At 27.4% G+C, this 23419-nt stretch carries 21 protein-coding genes and 2 other annotated features; of the genes, 17 read left to right on the top strand and 4 right to left on the bottom strand.

Annotated elements, in window-relative coordinates; all coding sequences use genetic code 11:
- Positions 1-43 precede the first annotated feature (43 nt).
- The 9 genes from ABDZ60_RS08520 (at position 44) to aspS (ending at position 12755) form a co-directional block, all read left to right on the top strand.
- A complete protein-coding gene (locus ABDZ60_RS08520) occupies positions 44-691 on the top strand; it encodes a bifunctional 2-keto-4-hydroxyglutarate aldolase/2-keto-3-deoxy-6-phosphogluconate aldolase (protein ID WP_016208279.1) in 648 nt (215 codons plus the stop codon).
- A gap of 1 nt (position 692) precedes the next feature.
- Positions 693-1697: a sugar kinase gene (locus ABDZ60_RS08515; RefSeq protein ID WP_016208278.1), complete on the top strand. Its 1005-nt coding sequence runs from the start codon at positions 693-695 to the stop codon at positions 1695-1697.
- Between the two features lie 25 nt (positions 1698-1722).
- Positions 1723-3744, top strand: coding sequence for an alginate lyase family protein (locus tag ABDZ60_RS08510; RefSeq protein WP_343777494.1), 2022 nt, complete (start codon positions 1723-1725; stop codon positions 3742-3744).
- Between the two features lie 160 nt (positions 3745-3904).
- Complete coding sequence (locus tag ABDZ60_RS08505) at positions 3905-5704, top strand: sensor histidine kinase (protein ID WP_016208277.1); 1800 nt, start codon at positions 3905-3907, stop codon at positions 5702-5704.
- Between the two features lie 28 nt (positions 5705-5732).
- Positions 5733-7334 carry a response regulator gene (locus ABDZ60_RS08500; protein ID WP_343777492.1) on the top strand — a complete coding sequence of 534 codons (1602 nt, stop codon included), beginning with the start codon at positions 5733-5735 and terminating at the stop codon, positions 7332-7334.
- 251 nt (positions 7335-7585) lie between these two features.
- Positions 7586-8884, top strand: coding sequence for an ABC transporter substrate-binding protein (locus ABDZ60_RS08495; RefSeq protein ID WP_016208274.1), 1299 nt, complete (start codon positions 7586-7588; stop codon positions 8882-8884).
- Positions 8885-8959: 75 nt separating this feature from the next.
- A complete protein-coding gene (locus tag ABDZ60_RS08490) occupies positions 8960-9913 on the top strand; it encodes a carbohydrate ABC transporter permease (protein WP_016208273.1) in 954 nt (317 codons plus the stop codon).
- A gap of 31 nt (positions 9914-9944) precedes the next feature.
- Complete coding sequence (locus ABDZ60_RS08485; protein WP_016208272.1) at positions 9945-10772, top strand: carbohydrate ABC transporter permease; 828 nt, start codon at positions 9945-9947, stop codon at positions 10770-10772.
- A 141-nt stretch (positions 10773-10913) separates the two neighbouring features.
- Positions 10914-11135, top strand: a binding site (T-box leader).
- Positions 11136-11468: 333 nt separating this feature from the next.
- On the top strand, positions 11469-12755 hold the full coding sequence (aspS, locus tag ABDZ60_RS08480; RefSeq protein WP_016208271.1) for an aspartate--tRNA(Asn) ligase: 1287 nt from the start codon (positions 11469-11471) through the stop codon (positions 12753-12755).
- A gap of 53 nt (positions 12756-12808) precedes the next feature.
- Here the strand turns inward: aspS and ABDZ60_RS08475 are convergent, their stop codons facing one another.
- From ABDZ60_RS08475 to ABDZ60_RS08465, 3 genes are read right to left on the bottom strand one after another with little or no spacing between them, the layout of a single operon-like run.
- Positions 12809-13384: a manganese catalase family protein gene (locus ABDZ60_RS08475; RefSeq protein ID WP_016208270.1), complete on the bottom strand. Its 576-nt coding sequence runs from the start codon at positions 13382-13384 to the stop codon at positions 12809-12811.
- Positions 13384-13647 (bottom strand): spore coat protein CotJB, encoded by a 264-nt coding sequence (locus ABDZ60_RS08470; protein ID WP_016208269.1) that lies wholly within the window; start codon positions 13645-13647, stop codon positions 13384-13386. Before ABDZ60_RS08470 ends, ABDZ60_RS08475 begins: the two co-directional genes overlap by 1 nt.
- Complete coding sequence (locus tag ABDZ60_RS08465) at positions 13647-13922, bottom strand: spore coat associated protein CotJA (RefSeq protein WP_016208268.1); 276 nt, start codon at positions 13920-13922, stop codon at positions 13647-13649. The genes ABDZ60_RS08470 and ABDZ60_RS08465 overlap by 1 nt, the downstream gene beginning before the upstream one ends.
- A 212-nt stretch (positions 13923-14134) precedes the next feature.
- On the opposite strand from ABDZ60_RS08465, the gene ABDZ60_RS08460 reads away from it, so the two are divergent.
- The 8 genes from ABDZ60_RS08460 to ABDZ60_RS08425 all read left to right on the top strand — a co-directional run bounded on the left by ABDZ60_RS08460 (position 14135) and on the right by ABDZ60_RS08425 (position 22457).
- Positions 14135-15490, top strand: a complete 1356-nt coding sequence (locus tag ABDZ60_RS08460) for an FAD-binding oxidoreductase (protein ID WP_047001061.1) — start codon at positions 14135-14137, stop codon at positions 15488-15490.
- Positions 15491-15554: 64 nt separating this feature from the next.
- Positions 15555-16319 carry an EFR1 family ferrodoxin gene (locus ABDZ60_RS08455; RefSeq protein WP_343777486.1) on the top strand — a complete coding sequence of 255 codons (765 nt, stop codon included), beginning with the start codon at positions 15555-15557 and terminating at the stop codon, positions 16317-16319.
- A gap of 91 nt (positions 16320-16410) precedes the next feature.
- Positions 16411-17274, top strand: coding sequence for a tRNA 2-thiocytidine biosynthesis TtcA family protein (locus tag ABDZ60_RS08450; RefSeq protein WP_343777484.1), 864 nt, complete (start codon positions 16411-16413; stop codon positions 17272-17274).
- A gap of 503 nt (positions 17275-17777) precedes the next feature.
- Positions 17778-17966 (top strand): DUF4250 domain-containing protein, encoded by a 189-nt coding sequence (locus ABDZ60_RS08445; RefSeq protein WP_343777482.1) that lies wholly within the window; start codon positions 17778-17780, stop codon positions 17964-17966.
- Between the two features lie 20 nt (positions 17967-17986).
- The gene (locus tag ABDZ60_RS08440; protein ID WP_157453670.1) at positions 17987-18133 is read left to right on the top strand and encodes a hypothetical protein; all 147 of its coding nucleotides are present in this window, start codon (positions 17987-17989) and stop codon (positions 18131-18133) included.
- 45 nt (positions 18134-18178) lie between these two features.
- Entirely contained in the window at positions 18179-19918 is a 1740-nt protein-coding gene (locus ABDZ60_RS08435; protein ID WP_343777478.1) for a sensor domain-containing protein, read from the top strand.
- Between the two features lie 250 nt (positions 19919-20168).
- Positions 20169-21539 (top strand): MATE family efflux transporter, encoded by a 1371-nt coding sequence (locus ABDZ60_RS08430; protein WP_047001065.1) that lies wholly within the window; start codon positions 20169-20171, stop codon positions 21537-21539.
- Positions 21540-21575: 36 nt separating this feature from the next.
- Positions 21576-21809 (top strand) — a binding site (T-box leader).
- Positions 21810-21926: 117 nt separating this feature from the next.
- Positions 21927-22457, top strand: coding sequence for a tryptophan transporter (locus ABDZ60_RS08425; protein ID WP_016208261.1), 531 nt, complete (start codon positions 21927-21929; stop codon positions 22455-22457).
- A gap of 32 nt (positions 22458-22489) precedes the next feature.
- Here the strand turns inward: ABDZ60_RS08425 and ABDZ60_RS08420 are convergent, their stop codons facing one another.
- Positions 22490-23221, bottom strand: a complete 732-nt coding sequence (locus ABDZ60_RS08420; RefSeq protein ID WP_343777475.1) for a polysaccharide deacetylase family protein — start codon at positions 23219-23221, stop codon at positions 22490-22492.
- Positions 23222-23419 lie beyond the last annotated feature (198 nt).

Genomic DNA, 23419 nt, shown 5'->3' with positions numbered 1-23419 from the left:
TAAAAAATAAATATAAATTTTATATTAATTGGGAGGAAAACTTATGCAAAGAAACAGTATTTTAACTAGGCTTAATGATTTGGGTGTTGTAGCAGTAGTACGAGGAAGTAGTAAGGAAGTAGGAGTAAATATATCACAGGCTTGCATAAGAGGTGAAGTAAAAGCAATTGAAGTCACTTATACAAATAAATTTGCCAATGAAATAATATCAGATTTAAGTAATAAGTATTCAGAAGATACATCTGTATTAATTGGTGCAGGAACTGTTTTAGATTCAGAAACAGCAAGACAAGCTATTATAGCAGGAGCAAAATTTATTGTATCTCCATCTTTTAGTGAAGAGACAGCAAAACTTTGTAATAGATATCAAATACCATATATACCAGGGGTCATGACTATAGCTGAGATAGTTAAAGCTTATGAAAGTGGGGTAGATGTAGTAAAGGTATTTCCAGGTAGTGTTCTTGGAACAAAGTTTATATGCGCATTAAAAGGACCATTACCTTATGCTAATGTTATGGTAACAGGTGGAGTTGGATTAAATAACATATCTGAGTGGCTTAAGGCAGGTGCTAACATGATAGGAATTGGTGGAGAATTAAATACTCTTGGTGAAGCTGGTAACTATGATGAAATAACTAAAATTTGCAGCCAATATACTGACAAATTAAAGGATTTAAGAGGAAATTAATATGAAGGTAGCAGGATTTGGAGAAATTATGCTTCGCTTATCTACTAATAGAGGAAATAGAATTAGCCAAGCCAATAATTTTAATGCCAATTATGGTGGCGGCGAAGCAAATGTTTTAATATCTTTATCTAATTTTGGAATCGACACTAGTTTTATAACAAGACTTTCTAGTAATTATATTGGAGACTCAATTATTTCATACTTGAATAGTAAATCAATAGATACAAAAAATATAACTAGAGTTAATAAAAGGACGGGAATATATTTTTTGGAAATAGGAAGTGGTAATAGGGGGTCTAAAGTTATTTATGATAGAGAAAATTCAGCTTTTAGCACTCTTAAGTATGGAGATATTAATATTGATGAAGCTTTAGAAGGCATAGATATATTTCATTTTTCAGGCATAACTTTAGCATTATCACCTGACATAAGAAAAATTGTAAAGGATATTTTAGTAAAATGTAAAGAAAAAAACATATTAGTTAGTTACGATTCAAATTATAGAGCAAAATTATGGTCATTAGAAGAAGCCAGAAAAGCTACTTTAGATATTCTACCATATGTAAATATTTTGTCATTTGGAGTTTTAGATGCAGAAAATATTTTAAATATGAAATGTGATATAGAAGATAAACATGATAAGCTTAAATATTATTATACTGAACTTGAAGAAATTTATCCAAATATAGTTCACATGTTTTCATCTTTTAGAGATATAGAATCTTCTTCAATTAACTATCTTCAATGTAATTATTTTAATAAGGGTATATTATATAGATCTGACATTCTAAAAATAGATGATATTATAGATAGAGTTGGAGGCGGAGATGCTCTAACTGCAGGAGCTTTATATGGAATTATAAAAAGTAAAGATGGAAATTATATAAGTAATTTTGCAAACTCAGCATCTGTTTTAAAGCATAGTATTTTTGGAGATGCAAATTGTGTGGATGTTGATGAAATAGAAAGCATTATGAGAAATGAAGGAACAAAAATTCAAAGATGATAATTAATTAAAGGAGATATTAATTATGAGTAAGAGCACTTTTTTTAGTCAAAATAAAAAATTTTTTATGGATGATATAGAAGGTATATGTGAATATGTAAGTAAAAATTACATGAATGAATTTAAGGATATTCTTGCTGTAGCTGATGATGTTGTCAATAAAAAGTTTTTATTTAATTTAAGATGGGATATGGAAAGAACAGTTGTACCAGAAGTATTTAATGATGAAATTAACTGGCTTCATATGCCGGAGGATGATCCTGAATGGATATATCAATTTAATAGACATAGATTTTGGATTTGTCTTGGTCAAGCATATGTGATGACAAAAGATGAAAAATATGCAAAAGCATTTGTTGAGCAAATGACTCATTGGATTAAAAATGTAAAACTTGAAGATGAAAGAAATGCTCTTGCATGGAGAACTATAGAAGCAGGATTAAGATTAGAGTATTGGTTAAAAGCAATTATGTACTTTAAAGATAGTTCTCATTTAACTGAAGAAGTTTTTGAAATCTTTGAAGCATCAGTAAAAGAACATGCAGAATTTTTAATGGGAATATATGATACCTTTAGATTAGTTAGTAACTGGGGAGTACTTCAAAATCATGGATTATTTATAGCTGGAGTTATGCTTCCAGAATCAGAAAGAACTGCTGAATATAGAAAAGAAGCCTTAAAAAGACTGGCAGAGGAAATAGAAGTCCAAGTTTATGCTGATGGTGTTCATTGGGAACAATCACCAATGTATCATAATGAAGTAGCACACTGCTATTTAGATGTAAAAATATTATGTGATAGAAATAATATTGAATTACCAGAAGTGATAGAAAGAAAATTATATAGTATGGCATATGGAACATTTTATCATAAAAAGCCAGATCATCATGAAATTATGATGGGAGACAGCGATGATATAGATGTTAGAGATATAATTACTAAGGCAGCATATTCATATAAAGATGGAGTTTTGAAATTTGGTGGGTATGATGAGTTTGATTTTGATTGTATATGGGATTTAGGAATTGAAGCTGCAAAAGAATATATAAAAATTGATAAGTGTCTACCAAAAGAAACTGCTATTGAACTTAAGGAAAGTGGAAATTACTATCTTCATTCGGATTGGAGTAAGGATGAAAACTTCTTCCATTTTTATTGTGGTACTTTAGGTGCTGGTCATGGACACTCAGATAAACTTCATATAGATTTATTTGCAAATGGTGAAGATATATTAGTTGATTCAGGTAGATATACTTACGTAGATAAGCCAGATAGATATGAATTTAAAGATCCAAGCGCTCATAATACAACAACGGTTGATGAAGAAGATTTCATAGTTTGTGTTGATCCTTGGGGTTGTAGCAAATTAGCAAGATCCATAAATCAAAAAATGGTAAAAAGTGATGAGTATGATTATGTTGAAGGTGGTCATTTAGGCTACTATGATATTAAAGGCGGAGGAGTATTTGTAAATCGTAGAATTATATATATAAAACCTGATATATATATAATTGTGGACGAATTCTATGCAGGTTCAAAGCATAAATATAATCAATATTTCCATTTTAATAATACAGGCAAGCTTTCTAAGGAATCAAATAATGAAGTTAATCATATTAGTGAAAAAAATTATACAGATTTATGCTTTTTAGCAAATAATATTGATTTGAATATAAAAGAAACAAGGTATTCAAAACATTATAATGAATATGAGATGAAAGAAACTTTAGTAACAGAAGTTTCAGCAGATGGGTTTGCATCCATTATAACTGTTATATCAACTAACTCAAAAGAAAATTATGAAAAAGCGAAAGTACAGAAATTAAAGGTTAAATCTAATTTTAAAGGAATAATTTTTGAGGATAAGCTTATAGAGGCTATAAATATTGAAAAGGGTCAAAAGAAATATACAGTGGTAGTTGCTCATCAGGATTATGCTTCGCCTACAGATAGCTTTAATGCAGACGGATGTATAGGCTTTGGGCAAGTAGTAGTATTTAATAGAAGTAAGAATGAGGAAAGAATAGGAAAAGTTCTAGTATATTAGAAGTTTATTCAATAAAAGTAACATTGCATTAGATAAGTTTAGTGCAATGTTATTTTCTATTTGAGTAAATGTTTTCAAGATGTGAAAAAAATGATAAAATATAAATAATAATATGTAAAGCAGGGGTTTTTAATAATATATAAGAGGTAGATGAAGAATTATGAAAAATACTAATATACCATATAAGACAATAATGTTTAGGGTAACTTCAATAATGATAGGGTTAACAGCAGTAATAACTATATTAATTTTATACGGATGTTTATATACCTTTAAGCACATATTAAATGAAAAGATAACTAGTACAACAACTTCAAATTTAAAAATAGTAAGTAAGAATATAGAAAATAGAATTGATGAAGTAGTTCAATTAGCTAAATGGTGCAGTATTAATAATCAAGTTTCATCTTATGTAAGTAGTACATCAAGTAATATTAATAGTAGTATAAGTTTAAATACATATTATAGAGTAAAAGAAGAACTAAATAATTCAAGATCAAGCAGATATGTTGATAGATTAATAATTAGTAATCCAGAAGGAGTATTATTGCAAATAATTACTGATACATCAGCAGGAAGCCTAACGGATGGTAAAGTCAGTAAGGAAGTTCCATATTTTGATGAATTATTTAATGAAGTAGGATTTAAATGGATAGGCTTAAAAGAAGATGCATTTAAAAAGGATGTAAGTGCAGATAAAATTATACCTATTATTAGGCCTATTTATAGCTATTATGATAATAGTTCGGTTGGGTGGGTATATATTTCAATTAATACAGAAATTATTACAGATTTTTTAGATAGTTATAACCTAAATAAGGGAGATGAAATTTTTATATCTATAGGAGGAAAAGTTTATAAATACATAGAAAATAAATTGATTTTAGTGGATTTAGATAAATATGAAAAAGCTGATGTTGTTGAAAATAATAATATTATTACTTATAAATCAAAGGACAGCTCAAATAAAGATGTAAACTACATTTGGTATAAGTCAGATTTAGATGGCTGGGCAGTGGGACAAGCATTGAAAAAGAGCAATTTTTCTATACAAAAATCCTTATTTATTCCACTTTCGATATTAATAATAGTTTTATTATTTTCTCTTGCAGGTATATTAACTTATATATTAAATGAAATGATTAGTAAGCCTGTTAGAAAAATTAATAATAAGGTAGCAAGAATATCAATGGGGGATTTTTCAATTGATGATTCTATTGAGAGGCAGGACGAAATAGGAACTATAGGAAGAGGCATTAATATTTTATCTGAAAAAATAACAGATTTAATATCTTCTAAAGTAGAATATGAAAAACAAAAAAAAGATTTAGAGTTCAAGATGCTTCAGAGTCAAATAAATCCACACTTCCTATATAATACTCTTAATTCTATTAAGTGGATGGCAACCATTCAAAATGTTACAGGAATACCAGAAATGACATCAGCTTTAGCTAAATTATTAAAAAATATTTCAAAGGGTACAGATCAAATAATATCTATAGAAGAAGAAATAAACTTATTAAATGAATATATAACAATTCAAAAATATAGATATGGAGGAGCACTTAAAGTTATATATAACGTTGAAGATGAAAAAATTTATCTAAGTAAAATAATAAAATTTACTTTGCAACCAATGGTAGAAAATGCAATATTCCATGGAATTGAGCCTAAGGGAAATGAAGGAGTAATTAAAATATCATTTGGTTTATTTGAAGAAGACAAAGTGAAAATTGAAATAAAAGATAATGGAATAGGAATATCAGATGATAAAATAAAAAAGATACTTAGTGGTGATAATAGCTTGGATAAAAAATCTTTTAATAATATAGGAATAAAAAATGTTAATGATAGAATAAAACTAACATTTGGAAATGAATACGGAATTAAGATAGCAAGTGTTCTAAATGAATATACAAGTATAATAATAGTAATTCCATACGATAAAGTTAAAAAGTAAAGGCATAACTTTAGGAGGAGTGAGGTATATGTATAAATTGTTAATAGTAGATGATGAACCATTAGTTCAAGTGGGTGTAAAATCTATGATTAATTGGGATAAATTTGACATAGATGTAATTGGAATGGCATCTAATGGAGAGCAAGCAATAAAAATAATAGATAATAGCTTTCCAGATATTATAATTACAGATGTAAAAATGCCAATAATGGGGGGAATAGAACTTATACAATATTGTAGAGAAAATTATTCAAAGCAACCTGTTTTTATAATTTTGACAAGTTATGAGGATTTTAAAATTGCAAAAACAGCTATAAAGTATAATGTTAATGATTATTTAGTAAAGCTTGAATTAACACCACAAGTCTTAGAAGGATCTGTAGAAAATTCTATTAAGGAATTAAAAAAGAGGGAAAAAGAAAATGTTAATTTAGAAAGTAGTAGTGATCAACAAGATATAAGTAGTTTAAAAGAAAGATTTTTTATAAAATTATTGTACAACTTATTTGAAGAAAATAAGTTAATGTATGAAGAAACTATACAGTTAAATCTTGATTTAGAAAAAAAGAAGTTTATAACTTGTTTTTGTGATATAAGTTCTAATTCAAGGGAAGAATTGGATAGCGATAAACTATTAAATATTTATATGTGTACCTTTAATATGATAAAACAAATTTCTATTAAATACTTAAAATCATTTAATGTATTTCTTGATGCCAATCATTTTGCAGTTATATGTTATTTTGAAGAGGAAGAAGACTTTAACATAAAAAATACAGTTAAAAGAGCTATGTATAATATTTCAGAGGCTGTTAAAAATTATTTTAATGTAAGTATAAAAATTGGAATAGGGAATGTTTATGACAAGCTGGAGTTGATTTCAAATTCATTTCAAGAAGCTAGATATGCCTATAACTTACAAAGTTCAAATGAAGATATAAGAGTTTATTCAAAGTTAGAAGATGATAACGAAGATAGATTTAACATAAATTTATTTAGGGATGATTTAAGAAGGGCTTTTGAAGAATATGATTCAGAAAGATTAGATAAAATATTTTGCAATATAATAGATTGGTTAAATTCGTCTCCTAATGAATATTTAAAAGCAATAGATTGTGCATGTAATATATTATATATATCATTAAATTTATTACCCGATGGGACAGACTGCATAAATGATATGTTTTCAAGTGAAATAGAAGGATATAGAAGTATATATAAAAAGAAGAATGTTATAGAAATAGTTCAATGGATATCTTTATTAAGAGATAGATTATGTGAATATATTGATTTTAGGAAAAGAAATTATAAACATCATATAGTTACTCAAGTTAAAAAATATATTAATGATAATTTAGAAGAAAAGATTTATTTAAATGAAACCGCTAGTATACATAATATAAGTCCTAGTTACTTAAGTTTAATATTTAAAAAGGATTGTAATATGGGCTTTTCTGAATATGTAAATCAAATGAAAATAAATAAAGCAAAAGAACTATTAATTAAAGAAAATCATAAAGTTTATGAAGTTTCTGATAAATTAGGATTTGAAAGTGCATTTTATTTTAGTAAAGTATTTAAAAAAATAACAGGATATTCACCAAAAGAATATATAAAAATTATGTCATAGAGAATTAAAATATCGTCTATATAAAGATATATGGACGATATTTTTATATAAAAGATATATATTTAGAAGTAAAAAGTGAATGAAATAAAAAAATAATACATGAAAAGCTTGATAAAATATTTAGAAAAATCAGCAATGAAAAGGTTAACAAAAAAGTGAATGAAATAAAAAGATTATCCATTTATAAGCAAACACTAAATTAATATAATAAAATTGTAAATCGAATCAATGAAAAGTGAGGGGAATGAATTATGAAAACTAAAAAAATTATTTCTGTCCTTCTAACATTAGCAGTAGCTAGTAGTGTTTTTATAGGTTGTGGAAGCAAAGAAGACACTAAAACAGAAGGAAATACATCTGGTGAAAAAGTTACATTAAAAATGTCAGTTTGGGATAAAGATAAGACAGCTTATTTGCAACCTGTAATAGATGCATATAAGGCCCAAAATGAAAATGTTGATATTGAATTAGTTGATATTTCTTCAGCAGAATATCAAGACAAGTTATCAGTTATGTTATCAGGTGGTTCTGATGATATAGATATCATAACAGTTAAAGATACACCAGGTTATTCTTCAATGGTAAACAAAGGACAATTAGAGCCACTTACTAGTTATATTGAAAAGGATAAAGTTAATTTAAATCTTTATTCAGGAACAACTGAACAAATGACAATAGATAACGAATTATATTCACTTCCATTTAGAAGTGACTTCTGGGTTCTTTACTATAACAAAGATCTTTTTGATAAGGCAGGCGTAGAATATCCAACTAATGATATGACATGGAAACAATATGAAGAACTTGCAAGAAAAATGACTTCAGGCTCTGGAGCGGAAGCAGTTTATGGCAGCCACTATCATACTTGGAGATCTACAGTACAATTACCAGCAGTATTAGATGGTAAGAATTCAATTATACAAGAAGATTATTCATTCTTGAAGCCTTTCTATGAGATGGTATTAGGAATGCAAAAAGATAAGGTTGTTATGGATTATGGTTCATTAAAAACTGGAAGCATACACTATTCAGGAGTATTTGAAAATGAACAAATTGCAATGTTACCAATGGGATCATGGTATATTGGAACTGTAATAGCTAGTCACGATAAAGGTACAGCTGATATGAATTGGGGAATAGTTAAATATCCTCATGCAGATGGAGTAGAACCTGGTACAACAGTTGGTACAATAACATCATTAGGTATTAATTCTAAGTCTTCAAAGAAAGATGCAGCTTGGGACTTTATAAAATTCTTTAGTGGTGAAGAAGGTGCTAAGGTTGTAGCTAATAGTGGAACTTTACCAGCAATTAAAACTGATAGTATAGTAGATACTATTGCAGGAACAAAGGGTTTCCCTACAGATGCAAATAGTAAAGAAGCATTAAATACAGTGAAAACATATTTAGAAATGCCAGTAGATAGTAAATCAGCTTTAATAGAAATAATATTAAATGAAGAACATGACCTTATAATGACAGGTAGTGTAGATATAGATGCAGGATTAAAAGAAATGGCAAATCGTGTTAAGGAAGAATTAAATAAGTAGAAATTATTAATAAAGAAATAAGGGGGCTTTAAAAAGCTCCCTCCTAAATAAAAAATAAAATATCTTAAGGGGGATATGCCCAAGAAAGGCAGGTTTGTTATGGAGTTAAAAGTGAATCAAGAAACAAAGCAAAAAATATCACATAAAATAAATAAAAAGCAGATGAAAAAGAATCTAACTGCTTATTCGTTTATCCTTCCTAATTTTTTAGGTTTTGCAATCTTTACATTGATTCCAGTTATATTTGCATTTATACTATCTTTTTTAAATTGGGATGGAGCTAATCCTATAAGTTTTGCAGGTTTAGATAATTTTAAAAGACTTATAACAGATACAACATTTAAAATAGCACTGAAGAATACAGTAGTGTACTCAATTGCTACAGTTCCATTAACTTTAGTAGCATCATTAGGGATTGCAATATTACTAAATAAAAAGATATTTGGACGAAATTTCTTTAGAACAGTATTTTTCTTTCCATACGTAGCATCTCTAGTAGCTGTTGCAGTTGTTTGGAATATGATCTTTAATCCATCAATGGGAGTTGTTAATAGTTTTCTAATGTCTTTAGGAATCACTAATCCACCAGGATGGACATCTTCTACTACATGGGCAATGCCAGTAATAGTTTTCGTTAGTATTTGGAAAAACATGGGATACTATATGGTAATATATTTAGCAGCACTTCAAGGTATTCCAAGAGATTTATATGAAGCGGCAAGTATAGATGGTGCTAACGGATGGCAACAATTTAAAAAGATAACTTTGCCTATGTTAACTCCAACAACTTTCTTTGTTAGTATAATGCTTACTATTTCTTGCTTTAAAGTGTTTGATTTGGTTTATATGATGACTCAAGGTGGACCAGGTAGATCTACAACAGTATTGGTTTCACATATATACAATACGGCATTTAAGGAATTTAGTTATGGTTATTCAAGTGCTATATCTATGGTTTTATTCATGATAGTCTTGATAGTTACTATAGTTCAATTTAGAGGCGAGAAGAAATGGGTTAGCTATATGTAATACTAATAAAAAGGAGGTAGTTAAAGTGAACATGAAAACCAAAAATACAATTTCAAAGATATTAACATATACACTTTTAATAGCACTAACTATATTAATGCTGGTTCCGTTTGCATGGATGCTATCAGCATCTCTACAATTAAACAAAGATGTATTTAAATTCCCATTTGATTGGATACCTAATAATCCTGTATGGAGCAATTATAAAGAAATATGGACTAAAATACCTTTAGGAAAATTTATTTTTAATACATCAAAATTAACAGTAATAATAACGTTATTACAATTATTTACTAGTAGTTTTGCAGCATATGCTTTTGCAAAATTGGACTTTAAATATAGAGATAAGATATTCTTGTGCTATGTAGCAACAATAGCAGTTCCATGGCAAGTATATATGGTACCTCAATTTATTATGATGAGAGAATTGAATCTAAGTGATACTCACTTTGCTTTAATACTATTACAAGCATTTTCAGCATTTGGAGTTTTCTTAATAAGGCAATTCTACATGAGTATTCCAAATGAATTACTTGAAGCAGCAAGAATAGATGGATATAGTGAATATAAAATTTATTATAAAATAATGCTTCCTTTAGCTAAACCAGCATTATCAACATTAACTATTTTTACATTTGTTAGTGTATGGAATGATTTTATGGGGCCATTAATTTATATAAACTCAGAAGCTAAAAAAACTATTCAAGTAGGTTTAAGAATGTTTATAAGTCAATATTCAGCAGAATATTCTCTTATTATGGCAGCATCGCTTATTGCTTTAATACCAGTACTTATTATTTTCCTAGCTTTACAAAGATTTTTTGTTGAAGGTGTAGCATCATCTGGATTAAAGGGATAATAAAATTATTATAAAAATCAAGATCTTATTAAATATTATTATAGAATGATATTTAATAAGATTTTTTAGCCTATACTTCATAGAATATTTTTCTAAATTATATTGACATTTATTATTAAAAGGAATAATATAAATAAAAAGTTAAATTTGTTGAAAGGAAGAGTAAATATCTATAAGTATCTTTAGCGAGTGAAGGATGGTGGAAGCTTCATGAGAACATGATATTGAAAGACATCCTGGAGAAGCTTATCTGAAACTAATTAGGATAAGACGTGTTCTAGCGTTAATAGATTGAGATAACTTTAATATCATTTTATTAAGTTAAATTAGGATGGCACCGTGAACAGAGCTTTCACTCCTATAGGGAGTGAGGGCTTTTTATATTTTGGGGGGAATTATATCAAAATTAACCTAGGAATAATTTTTTGTAATTTCCTTTCTTCAGTTTTCAAGTGGACATATGTAAGTTTGAGTTGACTTGGAGTGAAGTGACGGAATAAGTAAATTTACGTATGTCCGCTTTTTATACTTAAAGAAGGCCGCTTTAAGTATATATCTTAATTATTAAATTTAATTTATGATTAAAAGTTAATAAGGGTGGTACCACGGTAATTTATCGTCCCTTGAGTAAAGTAATACTCAAGGGATTTATTTTTTTATTAATATAAAAATATAAATTTAAAAGGAGTGTTGTTTATGGAGAGAATTTTAATTACAAATGTTAGCAATTTTCAGGAAAAAGAAATAAAAATAGAAGGTTGGGTTTATAGAATAAGAAAGCTGAAAAATATTACTTTTTTAGTTATAAAAGATAGATCTGGTTTAATACAATGTATATTTGATAATGAAGTTAGAGATTTAAATACACTAAAAATTGAATCTGTAATATCTGTTGTTGGGATAGTAAAAAGTAGTAATAATTCATTACACCCATGTGAAATAATAGGAAATGAATTTCATATAATAAGTGAAGCACAAGAATTGCCAATAGAAATAAATAAAAAAGAACTGAATATTAATTTAGATACAATATTGAATAATAGAATTCTTAGCTTAAGACACGAAAAGACCAATTCTATATTTAAGATACAAAATATAATAGTACAGAGTTTTAGAGAATTCTTAATTAAAAATGATTTTACAGAAATATTTACTCCTAAAATTGTAGCGGAGGGTACCGAGGGAGGAACAGAATTATTTAAAGTAGATTATTTTGGTAAAACTGCATATTTAGCACAAAGTCCTCAATTTTATAAGCAAATGATGGTAGGAGCTGGATTTGAAAGAGTATTTGAAGTTGCACATGTTTATAGAGCAGAGGAGCACAATACAAGTAGACATTTAAATGAATATGTGAGCATGGACTTAGAAATGGGGTTTATTAATGATGAGTTTGATATAGTTAATTTAGAAGAGAAGTTAATAAAATATATGTTAAAATCATTAGAAGAAAAGGCAAAGAGATATTTAGAAATATTGAAAGTTGAAGTTCCAAGAATAGAAAATAGCATTCCAAGAATGGACTTTTCTGAGGCCATAAGTGTATTAAGAGAGGTTTATGGCAAAGAAAATTTGGAAGATGATTTAGATCCAGAATCAGAAAAGCTTATATGTAGTTATGTAAAAGAAAAATTTAACTGTGACTTTATTTTTCTAGTGAATTATCCAATAAAAAAGAGAGCTATGTACACAATGCCTTTTAAGGAGGGCGGAAGTAGAAGTTTTGACTTACTTTTTAAAGGCGTAGAAATTACTAGTGGAGGAGAAAGAATTAATAATTATAATATGCTTATAGAAAGTATAAAGAATAAGGGATTAAATCCAGAACATTATGAGAATTATACTGATATTTTTAAATATGGCATGCCAAAGCATGGAGGGCTAGCAATAGGACTAGAAAGATTTACTGCTCGATTATTGTCATTAGAAAATGTTAGAGAAGCCTCTTTTATAACTAGAGATAGAACTAGAATTACTCCATAAAAACCAGAAATCAAATAAGGCTACCTATAATAAAGATAGCCTTATTTGTTACATTATTTACAAAAATCTGTTAACTTAGTATTATCTTGGACATCCATTAATGCTTCGCCAAATCTTTGATAATGTACAACTTCTCTTTCTCTTAAGAAACCTAATATTTTTTTTATTTCAGCATCATCTGTTAAGTTCATTAACCATTCATAAGTTGCTCTAGCTTTTTGTTCAGCAACCATATCTTCATGAATGTCTGCGATTACATCACCTTTAGCTTGGATATAAGTAGCAGTCCAAGGGTTTCCAGTAGCATCAGTATAGAAAGTTGCTTTTCCATGATCGGCATAATGCCCATCTAAGCCAGCAGCTTTTATTTGATCTATTGATGCATTTTCCATAATTTGATGAGCCATAGTAGCTATTATTTCTACGTGAGCCATTTCTTCTGTTCCAATATCGGTTAATAATGCTTTAGACTTATTTGTAGGCATTGAAAATCTTTGATTTAAATATCTAAGAGCAGCACTAAGTTCTCCATCAGGACCACCATATTGAGTAATTAGAACCTTAGCCATTTTTAAATCAGTAGATTTTAAGTTAACAGGGTGTTGTAAAGTTTTAACATAGTACCACATTAATTTTTTCCTCCTCTCATATTTTCCCATGGCCATGGGCCTTTAACCCAAGCTTCAGGATCTTGGAAATAAGAAGAGCCAAAATTAGTTAGAGGACCATATTCTTTTTCATAATCCCAAATTGTCTTTTTTAATTCACAAGAAATTACTTCGAAATCATGTTTTGCTTTTTCAGAAGTCGGGAAATTATCTAAATATAAATTTAGGTCTAGAGCAAAAAATTGTAACTTTCGTATTTTATCTAAATACTCATTTTTATTCATTACTTGTGAACACCTCCAATGTATTTAACATCACAGTAAGGACTATATAAATCTTTGAAAATTGTACCAGCATCAAAGGCATCTTCTATATTAAATAATTTTTCATATGGTTGAAGAGCTACAAATGCTTTAGCATATACTGGAGGGTCGAAAACTTTATATGACTCATGGCAATTTTTAGCTGTATCAGTACATGTTATATTACAATAAAGCTTACTAGGATCTTTTATACAGTCATTACATTTTTCACAATTATCATCATCACGATAATACATAATTAAACATCCTTTCGTTGATTGTCTATATTTATAAACTATGTAGAAAAAAGTAGAAATGTGCCTAAAAGATATAGAAATCCAAAAGTTTTAAAATTTAAATAATGAAAGAATTTAAGTAAATAGGTAAATTCTTATGATAACTATTTTTATTGATTTTAATATTCTATATGATATTATCTAATATATAACGACATATAGAAGGTGATTTTATGGAAAACATAATTTATACAGAATTAACTGGTAAAATAGTTACAAAAGATAATTGTAAATATGAAGAAAGTAGATTATCTTGGAATAGAGCAATTGAAAAGTATCCATTAGTAATTATATATTGTTATAATGAACAGGATATTATAAATGCAATAGTATGGGCTAGAAAAAACTCTATAGAAATAAGAGTAAGATCAGGGGCTCATAGCTACGAGGGATATTCAACTGGTAATGATGTAGCTGTTATAGATATAAGTAAGATGAATGAAATTTATATAGATGAAGAGAATAGTGTTGTAAAAATAGGTGGAGGAGTAAGAAATAGAGAAATATATGAGGCATTAGGAAGTAAAAGTTATGCATTTCCAGGAGGGGGATGCCCGACAGTAGGTGTAGCAGGACTGATACTTGGTGGCGGCTGGGGATATTCTAGTAGATTTCTAGGATTAGCTTGCGATAGCTTAATTGAACTTGAAATGATAAATTATAAAGGGGAAAAACTAATTATTAATGAGCAAGAAAATAGTGATTTATTTTGGGCTTGCAAAGGCAGTGGAGGATGCAATTTTGGAATCATAACATCTATGACTATAAAACTAAAAGAAAAAATAGAAATGGGTACATTAATTTATATAAATTATCCTAATATTAGTACTGAAGATAATATTAAAGTTATTGAAGTTCTCCAAAATTTATATAAGAATTTAGATAGACGAATTAATTTAAAGACTGCAATATATAATTCAGTAGAAAAAGGCAGAGGCGTTAAGCTTACAGGATTATTTTATGGAAATTCTATTGATGCAAGAGAAATACTTAGTCCATTAGAAAATATAACAAATTCAATGGAAATTAAAATAGAAGATATGAGTATATTGGAATGTAATAGATATATTCAAGATAGCCATCCAGACTATGAAAAGTATAAGTCAACTGGTAGATTTATTTATAAGGATTATAATTATACTGAATTAAAAAGACTTATAGAAATAATAGATAATCCGGCTGAAGGAGCAAATTATACTGCTATATCTTTTTATGGAGCAGGTGGAGCCATTTCAGATGTAGATAAGTTAGATACAGCGTATTATTATAGAGATGCTAAGTTTATAATGGGAATTCAATCTGTTTGGGAAGAAGATAAATATGCTGATATAAATAAGGAATGGCTTAAAGAAAACTTCAAAACTATAGAGTTAATGACAGTAGGATCTTTTGTTAATTTCCCTTTACATGAACTGAATAATTATGAAGATGAGTATTATGGAGAAAACATAAGAAGGTTAAAGGAAATTAAAAAGAATTATGATCCGTATAATACATTTAATTATCCTCAAGTTATAAGAAATGAATAATAGAAATTTTACTTATAAGTGTTATAATTATCTATAGATTATAAAGGTTGAATAGGGGATATATATGAAGATTTATTATTTTTCATCAACAGGAAATAGCTTATACATTGCCAAAAGATTAAAGGAAGAACTAAATGAAGATATAGAATTAATATCTATGAGTAAGGCATTGAAAAATAATGATTTTACTTGTGATAATGATGTAGTTGGATTAATTTATCCTATACATTGTGGTTCTTTACCTATAGTAGTTTTGAATTTTTTAAAAGAGTTAAAATTAAAGCAAGATTCATATGTTTTTGCAATTGGTGTATCAGGTGGAGGAGAAGCTAAAAGTAGCTTTGCACATATTAATGAAATTATTAAAGAGACAAATATTTTATCAAATTGTGTTTGTATAAAATATATTTCTAACTATGTTAGAGCAGGTAGAAATCCAAGTGAAGAAAGAGCAATTACAGCAATTAAAAGGAATGAGGAAACTTTAAAAGAGTTTATTAATGAAATTAAGTTAAGGAAGATAAAGAAACTTAATTATAAATTTGGTATAAATAAAATTCTTTATTTTTCATGGAAAAATATATACAAAAGTAAAGATAAAAATTTCAGAGTTAATACTGAATGTATTGGATGTGAAGTTTGTAAAAATGTGTGTCCAGTAAACAACATTATAATGGAAAATAATAAACCTAAGTGGAATGGAAAGTGTACAGATTGTATGGCTTGTATAAATCTATGCCCTAAAAAAGCTATAAATATTGGGAAAAGTACAATAAATAAAAATAGATATAAAAATCCATATATAAATATGAATGAATTAATGAGTTGATAGATAAAGTATATAGCTAAGAACGATTATGTAAAGACAATATGTTGAAAAAGTGATATAATTGAAAAGTATTATTAAGTGAGGTGATGAAATGAGTAGTATAGCAGGTAAAGGCTGTGAAAGATTAATTCCTACTGAAGAAAAGAAGCCTTTAGAAGAAATTGAGCGTAGCCTTGTTAAAAAATATAGAAAACATATTTGGACTAAGTTTGTAAGGGCAGTCAAGGATTATAACCTTGTAGAAGAAGGAGATAAGATTGCAGTAGCTATTTCAGGTGGTAAAGATTCACTACTTATGGCGAAGTGTTTTCAAGAGCTTAAAAAACATGGACAAATGAATTTTGAATTAGAATTTATAGCAATGGATCCTGGATACCATCCACAGATAAAAGAATTACTTATAGAAAACTGTAATCATCTTGAAATCCCAGTACATATATATGAAGGAAAAGTTTTTGAAGTTATAGATAAGATGGCAAGAGATTATCCATGTTATCTTTGTGCAAGAATGAGGCGAGGGTCTCTTTATAGTAAAGCAAGAGAGCTTGGATGTAATAAGCTTGCATTAGGACATCATTATAATGATGTTATAGAAACAACATTATTAAACGTGCTTTATGCAGGGAATTTTAAAACTATGCTTCCTAAATTTAAAGCAGCAAATTTTGAAGATATGGAACTTATAAGACCCCTTTATTATGTTGAAGAAGATTATATAAAAAGATTTACTAATAATGCAGGAATTTGGCCTTTAAATTGTGCATGTATGGTTGCAGCAGAGAAAATAGGCAATAAGAGATATGAAATAAAAGAATTAGTGAAAGAGCTTAAGAAAAATTTTGATGGAGTAGAGAAATCAATATTTAAAGCTGCCGAAAATGTAAATTTAGATTCCATACTTGGATGGGAAAAAGACGGTATAAAAACTAAGTATTTAGATGTTTATGATGAGTAATAAAATATAGATATATTATTAAAAGATATTATGGTATAAAAACTTATGCCATAATATCTTTTTTTTACTTAATTTTTTAAAAATTTATCAGAGTGAATTTTGAATAATTAAAAATAGATTATGAATACTAATAATATAATGGAGGTGAAAAAAATGGCTAAAAAGAATCAAGAGGCAAGCTGGGAAAAGAAAAGATATAAATCTCCAAAGAAAAGTGAAGCTTCTAAAGTACCAGAAGTTAAGTAAAATATAAGGTGATGAAGCTACTTCTAATAATAATTTCACAAAGTAGCTTCTCAAGATTTTATAAAAATAACTAAAATGTATTAAAAAAATAGATAAAATATATTAAAAAAATCTAATTATTTACGATAATATAAAAGAAATAACATTTCAATAAATATACAAAAAGATCTATAATATGCTTTTTTTATTAAAGGATATATGGTATATTTTATTTGTGATTTCAAATAAATAGAAATTATATTTAAAGGAGAAATATTATGGATAGAGAAAGTATTTTATCTATGGATCCTAATATTTTATTAAGCCTGGTAAATATGAAATTAAGAGATTTTTATTCAAATTTATCAGCATTATGTGAAGATATAGATGTAACAGAGGAAGAATTGATAGAGAAATTAAGTTCGATAGGGTATAAATATGAGAAAGAACAAAATCAATTTAAGTAAGCGGGTAGGAGGAAAAATTTATGAAGCTTAAAAATATTAGTAAGTTAGCACTTGGATTAGCAGCAGGTGCGGCTTTAGTTGCTACATTAATAAACGATAATAAAGAAAAATCAGAAAATGAAGTTAAAGTAGAGGACGAAAAAGAAATAGTAGAAGAAGAGAAATAAATAATCTTTTTATGAAAAATATGCTTTGAGAAGGATTAAGAAGGTATGATTAGGGAAAATAGTTATAACAAGGATGTTAGCCCCCTTAACAAAAACAATAAAAATTCTATTGACTTACAAAGTCATAAAGAATTTTTATTAAGCTCAAAAGAATCTTTTGTAAAATCCATTAAAGGACTATTTATTTCTGTAAATAAAGAACAAGATTCAATTATGCTTTATGGAAATAATAAAGAAATCATTGGATACGATGAGGAGTTTATTATATTTACTGTTGATGAGAGTAAAAAATATGTGCACAATGATTATATAAAGATTTTAATTGACGCAGTAATAAATAATGAAGAAGAAACTGAAGTTAAGATAATAAATGCTTTAGGGCAAGAACTATGGATAAGCGTTAAAGGGCAAAGTAAAATAAATAAAAATGGTGAATTCTTAGGCTTTGAAGGATATTTATATAATATAACCAAAGAAAAGGAAGCTCATTTAAAATTAGAGTATATGACTCAATATGACGAACTTACAGGACTAAATAATAGAAAACATTTTAAAGATATAATTGAGGAAGAACTTAAAAATCATACTAAATTGGAATCTAGAGGAGCTTTAATTATAATAGACATAGATAATTTCAAGTTTATAAATGATTCTTATGGGCACAAGTGTGGAGATATATTTTTGAAACGATTTTCAGAGGATTTAAAGAATGCATTTGATGATAATAAACTATTATGTAGATTCGGTGGAGATGAATTTTTGATATTTCTACCATCAATAAATAGTTTAAATGAAATAAAGTACACAACAAGGAAGATTATTGATATATTAAAGAAACCATATAATATAAATAACGATAAAATATATTCTTCATCAAGTATAGGAATATCTGTTTTTCCAGATGATGGCGAAAATTTTGAAGTTCTATTAAAAAATGCTGATGCTGCAATGTATATAGCAAAAGGAAATGGAAAAAATCAATGTCAAATGTTTAATAATAATATATCAAGAGAAATAAATAGAATTTACTCTATTCAAAGAGGTCTTAGAACCGCGTTAGAAAATAATGAAATGTTCGTTGTTTTTCAACCTAAAGTAAGGCTTACTGATGATGAGGTTAATGGATTTGAAGCATTACTTAGATGGAAAAGTAATGAAATAGGATTTGTAAGTCCAGGTGAATTTATTCCTATAGCAGAAAATACTAGGCTTATAATACCAATTGGGAAATTTGTATTAAGAGAAGTGTTTATAAGAGTAAAGTATTTATTATCAGAAGGATATGATAATTTTAAAATAGCAGTTAATTTATCTGAAATACAATTAAGGCAGGGTGATTTGATAGAATATTTTAATTCTTTAATTAAAGAGTTTAATGTTTCACCTAAATACATAGAGGTAGAGATAACAGAAAGTATGATAATGAAATCTGTAGACAGAAATATAGAGTGTTTATTACAAATAAAAGACTTAGGATCATCAATAGCTTTAGATGATTTTGGTACTGGATACTCTTCATTAAATCATTTAACTAAATTACCAATAGATGTCTTAAAAATTGATAGAAGTTTTGTTATTGATATGACTGAAAATGATAAAAGTAGATATATAATTGAAAATATAATACAATTATCTCATAAGCTAGGTATAACAGTTGTAGCTGAAGGTGTTGAAGAAAAAGAGCAAGTAGATTATTTAAAAAGTATAGATTGTGATACTGTTCAGGGTTTTTACTATAGTAAACCAGAAAATTTTGAAAATGTAATTAATATGTTAAATAAGTAGAAAAGCTATTTTATTAAATATTATTAATTATAAAAGATATGCAACTATATATGTAATTTGCTTGGAATTACTAAAAATAAATTGAATGCAAAAAACTCCTATTGGAGTTTTTTTTCATTGTAAAAGTGAGGTTTATAAAGTTCAACATATTTAGTATATAATAATTATTATTATATACTAAATATGTTGAAAAATAATATTAAAAAATATATAATCTTAGAGATAACATAACAATTAAAAGGGGGTACATATGAAGAAATCAGTAAATTTAGTTTCAGGAAATATAGTAAATACATTATTAAAGTTATCAATTCCAATACTAGGTACATCATTTATACAAATGGCGTATAATCTTGTCGATATGATGTGGGTAGGAAGAATTGGTAGTGATGCAGTTGCAGCTGTAGGAACAGCTGGTTTTTTTACTTGGTTTGGAAGTTCTCTTGTATTTATATCTAAAATAGGTACGGAAATAGGAGTATCTCAATCCATAGGAAAAGACGATATTAAGGAAAAAAATAAATTTATTTATAATGGTTTATTTATAAATATAATAACAGCAATAATATATATGTGTTTATTAATTATATTTAGAAAACAGTTAATAGGATTCTTTAAGCTAGGAGAAGCAAATATAATAAATATGTCCATAGAATATTTGGTAATAGTTTCTTTTGGAATGATATTTAGTTTCTTAAATCCATTATTTAGTGGTATTTTTAATGCTTCCGGTAGTAGCAAGATTCCATTTTTTATAAATACAGTTGGTTTGATTATTAATATAATATTTGATCCAATATTGATATTTGGATTATTGGGATTTCCAAGACTTGGAGTTATAGGAGCTGCATTGGCAACTGTAGGAGCTCAAGCAATAGTTACATTTATATTTATAATAGCATTTATAAGAAATGGATATAGTTTAACATTAAAAAATAAAAAGTATATAGATAAAAATAATATGAATAAGATATGTAAGTTAGGGATTCCAACTGCACTTCAAAATTGTATGTTTGCATTTTTTGCTATGATAATAGGTAGAATTATCTCAGCATGGGGTCCAACAGCAATTGCAGTTCAAAAAGTTGGTTCGCAAATAGAATCTATATCTTGGATGACTGCAGAAGGCTTTGCTACGGCATTAACTGCTTTTATTGGACAAAATTATGGAGCTAATAAGTGGGATAGAATCTTAAAGGGATATAAAGTAGCAATGAGTATGGCAATAATGGTAGGAATTTTTGCTACCATACTTCTAGTATTTTCAGGAGATAAAGTTTTCTCAGCATTTATACCAGAAGCAGGAATTGTTTCCAAAGGAGCTGTATATCTTAAGATTTTAGGATATTCTCAACTATTTATGTGCATAGAAATAACTACAGCAGGAGCTTTTTCAGGACTAGGTAATACATTAACTCCGTCTTGGGTAAGTATAATTTTTACAGGACTTAGAATACCATTAGCTATGTTATTAAGTAGCATTCCACTACTTGGAATAGATGGAGTTTGGTGGAGCATAAGTGGTACAAGCATAGTAAAAGGGATATTATTATTAGGGTTATTTATTTTTATGGTAATATTACCAAAAAGAAAAAAGTTTTCTCAAGTTGTTGACAATTAATAGAAACTATCATAAAATATTAATAAATTAATAAATAGATTTCCATTGATGAGGAAGAGTATCTATTTTGTAAAGTCAAAGAGAGCCGAAGGTGGTGTGATTTCGGTACTAAAACAAATAGTGAATGGGCCTCTGAGGAGTGATACGAAATTTTTATTAGAGTAGTTGATCCGTAAGTCCTACGATATAAGGAATAGGGTATGTTAGTACCTGATTAAAGAGGCCTTTTAAGGCAATTTAGGTGGCAACGCGGAGAATATCGTCCTATACATTTTTGTATAGGGCGTTTTTTATTTATATCAATAATTAAAGGAGCTGGTAATTATGTTGTGAACAAAAGGAGATTTAAAAAATATAAATTAAATTTATAAAAAAGGAGAATTTAATATGAATAGAAGTATGAATGTAAAAAAAATGACACTAAATGCAATATTAATAGCTATTGGAGCTCTATTACATCAAATTACACCAGCTTTAGGATTACCTATGCAACCAGATTTTGCATTAGCAATGATGTTTATAATTATAATAATAAATAAAGATTATAAGACTACATTAATTTCAAGTATCATACTAGGAATATTAACAGCAATTACTACAAAGTTTCCAGGTGGACAATTACCTAATATCATAGACAAGCTGTTAACAGCCAATATAATATACTTTATATTTAATTTAGTTGGTGAAAAGATATCAGATAATATAAAAATATTACTAGCTCTAAGCTTAGGAACTATATTAAGTGGATTAATATTTTTAGGATCGGCAAGTATATTAGTAGGTTTACCTGGGCCATTCATAAGTTTAATTGTTATTGTAGTAATTCCTGCAGCATTAATGAATATTTTATTAGGAATGATATTATATAAAGCAATTACTATAGCATTAAAAATAACTAATATAGTAGTTGATAAATAAAGTTTAGAGTTGCCTTACGGCAACTCTAAACTTTATTTTTTCATTATTCTATATACCTCAGGAGTATTTTCATCTATGGATTTAAAAATATATCCGTTATTCTTATAGTATTTAATTATTGAAGGAAGAGCTAAAGATGAATTTTTATTTATATAAGAACAATGCATTAGTACTATAACTTTATCATTATCTCCAGCTTTACATGCTTTTTTTATTATATTTTCAGGAGCTGAATTGGCATTAGCACCATCTCCACTATCTACAGTCCAGTCATATATCTTAAAATTATTTTCATGTAATTTTTCAACTAATTTATCTGTTAACTTATAAGATTTATTATTACAACCAAAAGGAAATCTTAAGATATTGTACTTTTCTCCTGTCACTTCAAATAAAGTTTCTTGGCCTTGAAGCATTTCTTGTAAAAAACTATCATCTTCACAGTAAAGTTTGTTTCTATTATGAGAAAAGCTGTGAAGACCTATACTGTGGCCCTCATTTTTCATTCTCAAAATAATATCTTCTTGTCCCTTAATTTGACAACCTATAACAAAAAATGTAGCAGGTACATTTTCTTTTTCTAATGTATCTAAGATTTGATTTGTAATCTTACCTCCTGGTCCATCATCAAAGGTTAGATAAACAACTTTTTCCTTTAAATCTTGGCTATCCTCTTTCGCTTTGACATTAGTTATAAAAGATAGCGAAAATATAGTAGTTAAAAAAAATAAAATCAAAAATTTTCTTTGAATTTTAAAACTCATATTATAAATCCTCCTAATAAATTAATACTAGTACTAGTATTCCTAAATTTTTATAATATATGTTTTAAATAATAATCTGCATAATTAAAATAATATAACGGTAATATGCTTATTTAAGTAAACTTTAAAAATTAAAATATATAGTTTTTAATTTTATACAAGTAAAAATATGTTAATAAGTGGAATAATATGATAAAA

It is taken from the genome of Clostridium sartagoforme (assembly GCF_039521405.1).
GTDB classification, from domain to species: Bacteria; Bacillota; Clostridia; order Clostridiales; family Clostridiaceae; genus Clostridium; species Clostridium sartagoforme.
The sequence above is the reverse complement of the archived record's forward strand: the minus strand, read 5'-3'. Positions and strand labels throughout refer to the sequence as shown.

What these genes read in the sequence shown, in the direction of transcription:
- ABDZ60_RS08460 (WP_047001061.1), top strand. Translation starts at nt 14,135, where the DNA reads ATGGAAAACATAATTTATACAGAATTAACTGGTAAAATAGTTACAAAA.
- aspS (WP_016208271.1), top strand. Translation starts at nt 11,469, where the DNA reads ATGGAGAGAATTTTAATTACAAATGTTAGCAATTTTCAGGAAAAAGAA.
- ABDZ60_RS08445 (WP_343777482.1), top strand. Translation starts at nt 17,778, where the DNA reads ATGGATAGAGAAAGTATTTTATCTATGGATCCTAATATTTTATTAAGC.
- ABDZ60_RS08510 (WP_343777494.1), top strand. Translation starts at nt 1,723, where the DNA reads ATGAGTAAGAGCACTTTTTTTAGTCAAAATAAAAAATTTTTTATGGAT.
- ABDZ60_RS08470 (WP_016208269.1), bottom strand. Translation starts at nt 13,647, where the DNA reads ATGAATAAAAATGAGTATTTAGATAAAATACGAAAGTTACAATTTTTT.
- ABDZ60_RS08465 (WP_016208268.1), bottom strand. Translation starts at nt 13,922, where the DNA reads ATGTATTATCGTGATGATGATAATTGTGAAAAATGTAATGACTGTATA.
- ABDZ60_RS08450 (WP_343777484.1), top strand. Translation starts at nt 16,411, where the DNA reads ATGAGTAGTATAGCAGGTAAAGGCTGTGAAAGATTAATTCCTACTGAA.
- ABDZ60_RS08435 (WP_343777478.1), top strand. Translation starts at nt 18,179, where the DNA reads ATGATTAGGGAAAATAGTTATAACAAGGATGTTAGCCCCCTTAACAAA.
- ABDZ60_RS08515 (WP_016208278.1), top strand. Translation starts at nt 693, where the DNA reads ATGAAGGTAGCAGGATTTGGAGAAATTATGCTTCGCTTATCTACTAAT.
- ABDZ60_RS08430 (WP_047001065.1), top strand. Translation starts at nt 20,169, where the DNA reads ATGAAGAAATCAGTAAATTTAGTTTCAGGAAATATAGTAAATACATTA.
- ABDZ60_RS08440 (WP_157453670.1), top strand. Translation starts at nt 17,987, where the DNA reads ATGAAGCTTAAAAATATTAGTAAGTTAGCACTTGGATTAGCAGCAGGT.
- ABDZ60_RS08485 (WP_016208272.1), top strand. Translation starts at nt 9,945, where the DNA reads ATGAAAACCAAAAATACAATTTCAAAGATATTAACATATACACTTTTA.
- ABDZ60_RS08490 (WP_016208273.1), top strand. Translation starts at nt 8,960, where the DNA reads ATGCCCAAGAAAGGCAGGTTTGTTATGGAGTTAAAAGTGAATCAAGAA.
- ABDZ60_RS08495 (WP_016208274.1), top strand. Translation starts at nt 7,586, where the DNA reads ATGAAAACTAAAAAAATTATTTCTGTCCTTCTAACATTAGCAGTAGCT.
- ABDZ60_RS08500 (WP_343777492.1), top strand. Translation starts at nt 5,733, where the DNA reads ATGTATAAATTGTTAATAGTAGATGATGAACCATTAGTTCAAGTGGGT.
- ABDZ60_RS08420 (WP_343777475.1), bottom strand. Translation starts at nt 23,221, where the DNA reads ATGAGTTTTAAAATTCAAAGAAAATTTTTGATTTTATTTTTTTTAACT.
- ABDZ60_RS08520 (WP_016208279.1), top strand. Translation starts at nt 44, where the DNA reads ATGCAAAGAAACAGTATTTTAACTAGGCTTAATGATTTGGGTGTTGTA.
- ABDZ60_RS08455 (WP_343777486.1), top strand. Translation starts at nt 15,555, where the DNA reads ATGAAGATTTATTATTTTTCATCAACAGGAAATAGCTTATACATTGCC.
- ABDZ60_RS08475 (WP_016208270.1), bottom strand. Translation starts at nt 13,384, where the DNA reads ATGTGGTACTATGTTAAAACTTTACAACACCCTGTTAACTTAAAATCT.
- ABDZ60_RS08425 (WP_016208261.1), top strand. Translation starts at nt 21,927, where the DNA reads ATGAATAGAAGTATGAATGTAAAAAAAATGACACTAAATGCAATATTA.
- ABDZ60_RS08505 (WP_016208277.1), top strand. Translation starts at nt 3,905, where the DNA reads ATGAAAAATACTAATATACCATATAAGACAATAATGTTTAGGGTAACT.